Annotated in this window: 10 protein-coding genes; 7 read left to right on the top strand and 3 right to left on the bottom strand. The window is 64.4% G+C overall.

What is annotated here, in order from left to right; genetic code table 11:
* The 6 genes from ACFQX9_RS28980 to ACFQX9_RS28955 all read left to right on the top strand — a co-directional run.
* Nucleotides 1-477 (top strand): response regulator (locus ACFQX9_RS28980; RefSeq protein WP_377791228.1); only part of this gene is annotated, 477 nt, incomplete at its 5' end.
* A gap of 24 nt (nucleotides 478-501) precedes the next feature.
* The gene (locus ACFQX9_RS28975; RefSeq protein ID WP_007598954.1) at nucleotides 502-975 is read left to right on the top strand and encodes a chemotaxis protein CheW; all 474 of its coding nucleotides are present in this window, start codon (nucleotides 502-504) and stop codon (nucleotides 973-975) included.
* Nucleotides 976-1,006: 31 nt separating this feature from the next.
* On the top strand, nucleotides 1,007-1,393 hold the full coding sequence (locus ACFQX9_RS28970; RefSeq protein ID WP_018456638.1) for a PleD family two-component system response regulator: 387 nt from the start codon (nucleotides 1,007-1,009) through the stop codon (nucleotides 1,391-1,393).
* Nucleotides 1,394-1,452: 59 nt separating this feature from the next.
* Nucleotides 1,453-2,334 carry a protein-glutamate O-methyltransferase CheR gene (locus tag ACFQX9_RS28965; protein WP_018456637.1) on the top strand — a complete coding sequence of 294 codons (882 nt, stop codon included), beginning with the start codon at nucleotides 1,453-1,455 and terminating at the stop codon, nucleotides 2,332-2,334.
* A 2-nt stretch (nucleotides 2,335-2,336) separates the two neighbouring features.
* Nucleotides 2,337-2,651 carry a hypothetical protein gene (locus ACFQX9_RS28960; protein WP_018456636.1) on the top strand — a complete coding sequence of 105 codons (315 nt, stop codon included), beginning with the start codon at nucleotides 2,337-2,339 and terminating at the stop codon, nucleotides 2,649-2,651.
* Between the two features lie 141 nt (nucleotides 2,652-2,792).
* Nucleotides 2,793-3,296: a response regulator gene (locus tag ACFQX9_RS28955; protein WP_018456635.1), complete on the top strand. Its 504-nt coding sequence runs from the start codon at nucleotides 2,793-2,795 to the stop codon at nucleotides 3,294-3,296.
* A 56-nt stretch (nucleotides 3,297-3,352) separates the two neighbouring features.
* Here the strand turns inward: ACFQX9_RS28955 and ACFQX9_RS28950 are convergent, their stop codons facing one another.
* Nucleotides 3,353-3,607, bottom strand: a complete 255-nt coding sequence (locus ACFQX9_RS28950) for a hypothetical protein (protein WP_018456634.1) — start codon at nucleotides 3,605-3,607, stop codon at nucleotides 3,353-3,355.
* Between the two features lie 184 nt (nucleotides 3,608-3,791).
* Here ACFQX9_RS28950 and ACFQX9_RS28945 point away from each other — a divergent pair, with 184 nt between their 5' ends.
* The gene (locus tag ACFQX9_RS28945; RefSeq protein ID WP_007604420.1) at nucleotides 3,792-4,427 is read left to right on the top strand and encodes a response regulator transcription factor; all 636 of its coding nucleotides are present in this window, start codon (nucleotides 3,792-3,794) and stop codon (nucleotides 4,425-4,427) included.
* Between the two features lie 117 nt (nucleotides 4,428-4,544).
* Here the strand turns inward: ACFQX9_RS28945 and ACFQX9_RS28940 are convergent, their stop codons facing one another.
* Together ACFQX9_RS28940 and ACFQX9_RS28935 are read right to left on the bottom strand one after the other, a co-directional pair.
* On the bottom strand, nucleotides 4,545-8,141 hold the full coding sequence (locus ACFQX9_RS28940) for a PAS domain S-box protein (protein WP_377791227.1): 3,597 nt from the start codon (nucleotides 8,139-8,141) through the stop codon (nucleotides 4,545-4,547).
* Complete coding sequence (locus ACFQX9_RS28935; RefSeq protein WP_018456631.1) at nucleotides 8,119-8,547, bottom strand: response regulator; 429 nt, start codon at nucleotides 8,545-8,547, stop codon at nucleotides 8,119-8,121. The genes ACFQX9_RS28940 and ACFQX9_RS28935 overlap by 23 nt, the downstream gene beginning before the upstream one ends.
* Nucleotides 8,548-8,688: the final 141 nt, after the last annotated feature.

Below are 8,688 nucleotides of genomic sequence, written 5' to 3'. Positions count from 1 at the left end.
GTGATCGACGTCGGCCACTTCCTGCCGATGGCGTTCGCCGACTGGTTCACCCGCAAGGAGATGAAGCCGTCGCTGCACTCGCAATCGGTGCTGCTGGTCGACGATTCGGCGTTCTTCCGCAACATGCTGGCTCCGGTGCTCAAGGCCGCCGGCTACCGCGTCCGCACCGCGCCGACCGCGCAGGAGGGCCTGGCTGCGCTGCGCGCGCAGAGCTTCGACGTGGTCCTGACCGACATCGAGATGCCCGACATGAACGGGTTCGAGTTTGCCGAGACGATTCGCTCCGACAGCAATCTGGGTGCGATGCCGATCATCGGGCTCTCCGCGCTGGTGTCGCCGGCGGCGATCGAGCGCGGCCGTCAGGCCGGCTTCCACGACTATGTCGCCAAGTTCGACCGTCCCGGTCTGATCGCGGCGCTGAAGGAACAGACCGCGGGCGCCGCCGGTGCCTCCGAGCTGAGCCGCGCAGCAGCGTAACCAGCGGGATCAGGAGATACGCACATGACCAAGAAGACCCAGTCCGGCGAAGGCGCCATGGTCGAATACGTCACCGCGATGATCGGCGGCCAGCTGTTCGGCCTGCCGATCTCCCGCGTCCAGGACGTGTTCATGCCCGAGCGCGTCACCCGCGTGCCGCTGTCCTCGCGCGAGATCGCGGGCGTGCTGAACCTGCGCGGCCGCATCGTCACCGTGGTCGACATGCGCGCCCGGCTCGGCCTGCCCAAGCCCGAGGACGGCAAGATCCCGATGGCGGTCGGCGTCGACCTGCGCGGTGAATCCTATGGTCTGCTGATCGACCAGATCGGCGAAGTGCTGCGGCTCGCCGAGGACGGCATGGAAGAAAACCCCGTCAATCTCGACCCCCGCATGGCCAAGCTCGCCGGCGGTGTCCACCGTCTCGACGGCCAGCTCATGGTCGTCCTCGACGTCGATCGCGTCCTCGAACTCAAAACCGAAGTGCAAATGGCTGCGTGAGCCCCAAAAACATCGAAGCCGGAGAACCCAAATGAAGACGTGCTTGGTGGTCGATGATTCCAGCGTCGTGCGCAAGATCGCACGCCGGATCCTGGAAGGCCTGCAATTCGAAGTCACGGAGGCCGAGGACGGCTCCAAGGCGCTCGAGGTCTGTCAGCGCAAGCTGCCCGACGCGGTGCTGCTGGACTGGAACATGCCGGTGATGGACGGCTTCGAGTTCATGGGCCACATGCGCCGCCTGCCGGGCGGCGACCAGCCCAAGGTTGTATTCTGCACCACCGAAAATAACGTGGCTCATATCGCTCAGGCGCTCAGCGGCGGCGCCAACGAGTACATCATGAAGCCCTTCGATAAAGACATCATCGCCGACAAATTCGCAGAAGTCGGCTTGATTCCGGTCGGACAAGCCATGGTCTGAGTGTCTGGCGGAGTGTTCCAGCCAGAGTGTTCCCAGTACAGCTTCCGAGAGGCCTATCCGTGACCCCGACCGAGTATGATTATCTGCGTAAGTTCCTGAGGGATCATTCCGGGCTCGATCTGTCCGCAGACAAGCAATATCTGATTGAAAGCCGGCTGTTGCCGCTGGCGCGCAAGGCCGGGATCTCCGGCATCGGCGAGCTCGTGCAGAAGCTGCAAGGCGCTGGCTCGGGCGCGCTCGTCACCAGCGTGGTCGAGGCGATGACCACCAACGAGACCTTCTTCTTTCGCGACAAGGTCCCGTTCGATCATTTCCGCGACACCATCATGCCGGAGATCATCAAGGCCCGCGCCGGCCGCCGCAGCGTCCGCATCTGGTGCGCCGCCGGCTCCACGGGGCAGGAGCCCTATTCGCTCGCGATGAGCCTAAAGGAGATGGGTGCGGCCCTAACTGGCTGGCGCGTCGAGATCATCGCGACCGACCTGTCGCAGGAGGTGCTCGAGAAGGCCAAGGCCGGCATCTACAGCCAGTTCGAAGTGCAGCGCGGACTGCCGATCCAGATGCTGATGAAATATTTCAAGCAGATCGGCGAGACCTGGCAGATCAATCCCGAGCTGCGGGCGATGATCCAGCACCGGCAGCTCAATCTGCTGCACGATTTCGCTCAGCTCGGCACCTTCGACGTCATCTTCTGCCGCAACGTGCTGATCTATTTCGATCAGGACACCAAGATCAACATCTTCAACCGGCTGGCTCGCCAGATCGAGGGAGACGGCTTCCTGGTGCTGGGCGCGGCCGAAACGGTGGTCGGACTGACCGACACGTTCAGGCCGATTCCGGAGAAGCGCGGTCTCTACAAGCCGAACGACCCGCGCGCGGCGGCCGCCAAGCCGGTTCTTGCCGGCGCAGCGCCGCGCCTAGCGGTCATGGCGGGACGATAGGCATGGCCGAGGATGGCAAAGGCGCGGAACGCGTGACGTTCAGTCGCGGCTATGATGTCTGCATCATGGCCATCGACGGCACTTGGCGCCGCGACTGCAAGCTCAACGCGATCTCCGACACCGACGCCATCCTGACGGTGGAAGGCTCGATTCAGGGCCTGAACCTCAAAGAGTTCTTCCTGCTGCTGTCGTCCACCGGCCTTGCCTACCGCCGCTGCGAATTGGTGCGCGTCAACGGCGTCGAAATGGACATTCAATTCCTGCGGGGCAAGAACCGGAAGAAGCGGGCCGTCGGTGGCCGTGACGAGGCGGCGTGATCTTCACGTGCGTCGCGTCGCCGTTTTCCGCGACGTTGGTTCGCATTTGCTGAAACATCCGACTGAATTTGCCGTCGCGGCTTTACGTCGCCTAAGCGCGAACGGTGTATCCATTGCCGGTCTCAATCTCAGGATACGGCAATGCCCAGAAGCTCTTTCTCCTCTCTCCCGTCAAACCTGCCCGACGCCGCCGAGCGGCGCGCGCTTCAGCTTCTGGTGGTCGATGACGACGGCACACAGCGCAGCCTGATCACGATCGCGGCCAAGCAGGCCGGCCACGAGGTCACCGTGGCGCCGTCCGTGGCCGAAGCGATCGAGAAACTCCGCACCGCGCGCTTCGACTGCGTGACACTCGATCTCGTGCTAGAGGATGGCGACGGCATGGACGTGCTGGGCGAGATGGCCAAGGCGAAATTTGGCGGCGCCGTGATCGTCGTCAGCGGCATGGACGGCAAGCGCCGCAGCGCCGCCCGCAGCTTCGCCCGTTCCGTCGGGATCGAGCTCCAGAGCCTGCCCAAGCCGCTGGATCTGGCCGCGTTGCGCATCAGCCTCGCCAATCTCGGCAAGACCGCGATGGGCCTGCCGGCGATCCACACCTGGGGCGGTGTCGCCACCGACGCGATCGTGGAGCGGCACCGCGCCTGATCCGCGGCCGGCCATGCGATGAAAGAATGCGGTCGCCGCGTCGCAGCGATCGCGATCTACAGCGTACCGCTGGCCTCCGACAGGCATTCCAGGGCGTGGCCAAGGCCCGCCCGGCAGGCGTCGAGCGCGGCGATCGCCCTGGCATACCGGGGTGTGACATCGTCGAGCACGAAGACGTCGGCGGAACTTTCCGGATCGCTCCCGTGTTCTTGAGCCATGGCTGTGGCGGTCCGGCGCATGCTGCTCTCGATCTGCGAGATCAGCACGCGAAGGTCGGCCGCAATCAGCTCACGGCTCTCGACTTCGGGCATTGCCACGAAAGGCGGTAGCGGCCAAAATTAGCATGGATATTCTCCGTCCTCTGCAATTAGGCGCCTCGCCGCTACTTGTGCGTCAAGTTCATGTCCCGTACAAATACGGTGGGCCGAATCCGCGCCGAACGCCATAACGGTTGGGGCGGACGCGAGTCCTTCATGCCAACCGGATGTGTGGCACATGGCCGAACAAAGCTCTCGCGGTGAAATCTTCGTGGTCGACGACGACGCTGCCGTTCGCGACACCTTGTCGATGGTGTTGAAGGCGGCGGGCTATGAGGTGATCTGTTTTGCGGACGGCGCAGCATTGCTCTCCGTCGCGCGAAGCCGCACACCTGCAGCGGTCCTGCTCGACGTGCACATTCCCGGCAAGTCCGGGCTCGATATTCTCAATGAGCTGCACGGCGAGGACTATCCGGCACCGATCTTCATGATCTCCGGACAGGGCGATATCGCGATGGCGGTCGGGGCCATCAAGAGCGGCGCGCTCGACTTCATCGAGAAGCCGTTCCGCGGCAGCGAGATCGTCGGCCGGCTCGACGAGGCGATCGGCGCCTATGCCCGCAGGCAGTCGGAGAACGCAGCGCCGAAGTTCGGCTCGCTGCATTTCCCCGGGCGCGAGCCGTTGACGCGCAGGGAGCGCGAGGTGCTTGAGCAGTTCGCCGCCGGCGCTTCCAACAAGGAGGCCGGCCGCACGCTCGGCATCAGCCCGCGCACCATCGAGGACCATCGCGCCAACATCATGAAGAAGCTCGGTGCGCGCAATGCCGCCGATCTGATCCGGATCGTGATGACCGCGGCGCAGCGCGCGTCGTAAATTCCGTGGGCGACATTTCGTAGCCCGGATGAGCGAAGCGACTTCCGGGACGTGGCTCGTGGTGTTCCCGGGTATCGCTTCGCTCACCCGGGCTGCGGGCTCTCACCCGACGCGCCATCAACTGTTCAACGCCTTGCGGATGGCCCGCGCCAGATCCGATTTGCGATAGGGCTTCGCCAGCAGCAGAACGCCCGAATCCAGCCGGCCGTGATGGATGATCGCGTTCTCGGTATAGCCGGACGTGTAGAGCACCCGGAGATCGGGACGCGTTCTCTGCAGTTCGTCGGCGAGCTGCCTTCCGTTCATCTTGCCGGGCATGATGACGTCGGTGAACAGGAGGTCGAACGGTTTTCCGGCGGCGACGATTGCGAGCGCCTCCGCGGCGTTCGCAGCCTGCAAGGTGACGTAGCCGAGCGAATGCAGCTGTGCCAGCACGTAGTCGCGCACCAGCCGGTCGTCCTCGACCACAAGGATCGTCTCGTGTCCGCCCTCGATGGTCGCCGGCGTCACGCCCTCGCCGACCGCCGTCGGCGTCTTGCCGGGCGGCAGGTACATCTTGATCGTGGTGCCGTGGCCTTCCTCACTGTAGATCTTGATATGGCCCGCCGACTGCTTGATGAAGCCGTAGACCATCGAAAGCCCGAGTCCGGTGCCCTTGCCCGGTCCCTTCGAGGTGAAGAAGGGGTCGAACACCCTGGCCAGCATGTTGGCGGGAATTCCGCTGCCGGTGTCGCTCACGGCGATCAGCACGTAGTGTCCCGGCGGGACGTCGTTGACGCTGGCATAGACCTCGTCGAGATAGGCCGCGCCCGTCTCCACGATCAGCTTGCCGCCGCCCGGCATGGCATCGCGGGCATTGAGCGCGAGGTTGAGGATCGCGGTGGTGAGCTGGCTGGGATCGACGATCGCGACGCAGTTCTCGTCCTCGAACACCGATTCGATATGGATCTGCTCGCCCAGCGTCGGCCGCAATAATTTCGCCGTGTCGATGATCAGCGCGTTGACGTCGATCTCGCGCGGCTGGAGCGGCTGCTTGCGCGCAAACGCCAGCAGGTGCTGCGTCAGCTCGGCGCCACGCCCGGCGGCCTCGTCGATCATCTTCGTGATCGCCGCGAGCTCCGGCTCGTTGGCCACCGCGTCGGCCAGGATCTCGATCGTTCCGGTGATGACGGTGAGAATGTTGTTGAAGTCGTGCGCCACGCCGCCGGTGAGCTGGCCGACCGCCTCCATTTTCTCGGCCTGGCGGATGCGCTCGTCGGCCGCGATCTTGTCGGTCAGGTCGCGGTAGAACGAATTGAAGAGAACGCCTTCGCGTCGCTGGAGCGCCGTGACGCTGAGCTCGGCCCTGAACTCCTTACCGTCGCGTCGCCGCACCAAAAGTTCGCGCCGTGGATTAGCCAGCGATTGTTGCTCGGATTCGAGAAAGAGCTTCAGTCTGGCCCTGACGCTTTCGCGCTCACTGGGGGCGACGAAAAGCTCAATCGCATTCTTGCCGATCGCCTCCTCACGGGTCCATCCGAAGAGCTTCTCGGCCTGCGAGTTCCAACTCAGGATGGCCCCGGTGTGGTCCGTCTGGGTGAAAGCATCGAGCGAGGTCTCGACGATGTTGCGCGCAAGCTGTTCGCTCTCCCGCAAGGACTCCTGTGCAAGCCTCGCTTCTGTCATGTCGCGCCCGACAAAGAAGTAGCGCTGGGCGTGGTCGGACCAGCTGCCGAGCCAGGACAGCCAGACCTCACGACCGTCCTTGTGGAAGCAGCGGGTGTCCGCGAGCTTCAGCCGCTCGCCGCGCCTGAGCGCGCGCATCTCGTCGCGCGACTGGTCGAGATGGCCGGAATGAATGAAATCGGCGCCGCTGCGGCCGATCATCTCCTCCGGCCGGTAGCCGAGAATGGCCTCGCTGCTCGGACTGATCTGCGCGATGTGGCCGCGCGCGTCCATCACCATGATCAGATCCTGGGAGGTCTCGAAGATCTGTCGCCGTTCCTCGAGCTGCTGCTGCAGCGCCCGCTCGGCCCGTCGCGCCTCGGTCAGGCTGCGCGCGGTGCCGGAGGCGCCCACGATCTCGCCCGATGGGCCCCTGATCGGCGACAGGCTGAGTGAGATTTCGACCGGCGTGCCATCCTTGCGCAGGCGCACCGTCTCGAACCGTTCCATCGGTTCACCTCCGGCGATCCGCCGCAAATAGTCCTTGCCTTGCTCGCGTCGGTCGGGTGGGACGATGATCGAGGTGGATTTCCCGATCGCCTCATTCGCCGAATAGCCGTAGAGGCGCTCGGCGGCGGCATTCCAGCCGGTGATGATGGCGTCGAGCGATTGCATCACGATCGCTTCGTCGGAGGATTCGACGGCGGCGCTGAACAAGCGCTCGCGCGCTTCATGATGGCTTCGCGCGGCCTCGGTGCGGCGATGCTCCTCGATCTCGCGTTCAAGCGCGGTCGTCTTCGCTCTCGTTTCTTCGACCATTTGCGCGAATGCCCGCGCCAGCACGCCTTTCTCTCCGCTCGCATCGACGGGAATCTCGGCGCGCCGTCCGCTGCCGATCGCTTCCACCGCCGCGGTCAGACGCCCGATCGGCCGCGTCAATGAGCGCGCCAGCAGTACCGCAAGCAAAGCTGCGGCAAGGACAGCAAGCAGGCCGACCAGTGAGGAGGCTTTTTGAATGGCCGCCGGAACGCTACTGAACACGGATGGTGGGGCCGTCTCGATGACTGCCAACCACTCCTTGCCGGCCAGCAGTGCCGGTGCGAGCGCCGCTCCACTCGGCCGGCCCGCTTGGTCGCTCGTAAGCTGCGTGGATCCTTGCGGCAGGCCGGCCCGGGCTGCAAAGAAAGGAAAGTCCCGGCGCCAATCGTTGGCGTTGCCAAGCAATGCACCGAATTCCCGCGCACGATCAGGGTGGACAAGATAGTCGCCACGCGAATTCACGACATAGATTTCTCCTCCTGCGCTCGTGGTCGAGCGGACGCGGTCGAGCGCAGGACGCATGTCGATATTGGCGATGACGATGCCGAACGGCTTGCTATCAGGCGTGAACAGCGGAGTCGCGACGCGCAACGTCGGAATGTGAGGGTCCGTGGTTCCTCCCTGCCGCGTGGCGAGATCGACGGGCGAAACATAGATGTCGCCCGGCGCCAATCGAATCGTCTCCTGGAAGTAGGTTCGGTCGCTCTTGCGTTCCAGTTCGCCGTCGGGGACGATCCGTGCTGTTCCGTTCGGGCCGGCGCGATCGACGCGGACCAACTCGCGCTGGTCGTCGTCAAGGCCGATGATTCGAAATTGCCCGTAGCTCGGTTTCGCGTCGATCTCGGCTGCGAGCCGGGCTGCGATGCGCTCGCGCCAGGTTTGCTCGGAAACGCCGTCGACTTCGTCGAGGCCTCCACCGATGTGGGCACGGATCAGGCCGTTGATGGCCGCGGCGGAGCGATAACCGAGCAGATCGCCGCGCGCGCCGGCAACGTAGGATTCAAGATGGGTGGCCAGCAGGCTCGACTGGGCTTCAATCCGTTCCAGGACCCGCGGAATGACGGCCTGGGTGATATTGCGATAGCCGAGCCAGCCGACTGCGGCCACGGTGACCGCCACCAGCAGGATCATCGCGATGGCGAGCCGCGTAGCGAGTGTCATGGGGAAATCTGCACCGCTTCCTGAATGGCCGTGCCCGCGCTCGGTTGGAACAGAATGAAGGTTCTTGTCATCGGCGGCCGGTGCTGACATCCGGATTCCTCACCGATGCCGTCCGCGCCGCGTCCAGGCAGCCAGCGACCGCGGCGAGCAGCGCGTCGGCCCGGAACGGCTTCTGCAAGCTCGCCACCGCGCCGAGCTTGGTCGCCATCTTGAGGAAGTCCGGCTCCGCATGGGCGTCCGGCGTGAACGAACGGCCGGAAATGACGACGATCGGAATCGCCGGCTGCAGCGCCCGGATGTGGCGCATCGTCTCCAGGCCGTCCATGCCGGGCATGAAGATGTCGAGAAAGAGAAGGTCGAACTGGCCGGCCTCGAACAGCGCAAGTCCCTTGCGGCCGTCTCCGGCGACGGTGATTTGATGACCGGCCCTCTCCAGGAGCAGCCGAATCGTCATCTGCACGGCCGGATCGTCATCCACGATCAGGATGTTGGCCACGTCTGGTATCCTCCCGGGCCGGATGGGGTGTCCCAGCGACCGCAAATCAAACCATCAACTCTGAAATTGTTGCGCGGATTGCATCTGGCCTGCAAGCACTTCGCCATCGATCCCAAGATTGCTCGCAAAAGGCGAACTCGG

Source organism: Bradyrhizobium sp. GCM10028915, assembly GCF_042666195.1.
GTDB lineage: Bacteria > Pseudomonadota > Alphaproteobacteria > Rhizobiales > Xanthobacteraceae > Bradyrhizobium > Bradyrhizobium canariense_D.
This window is presented reverse-complemented; position numbering and strand designations above follow the sequence as displayed.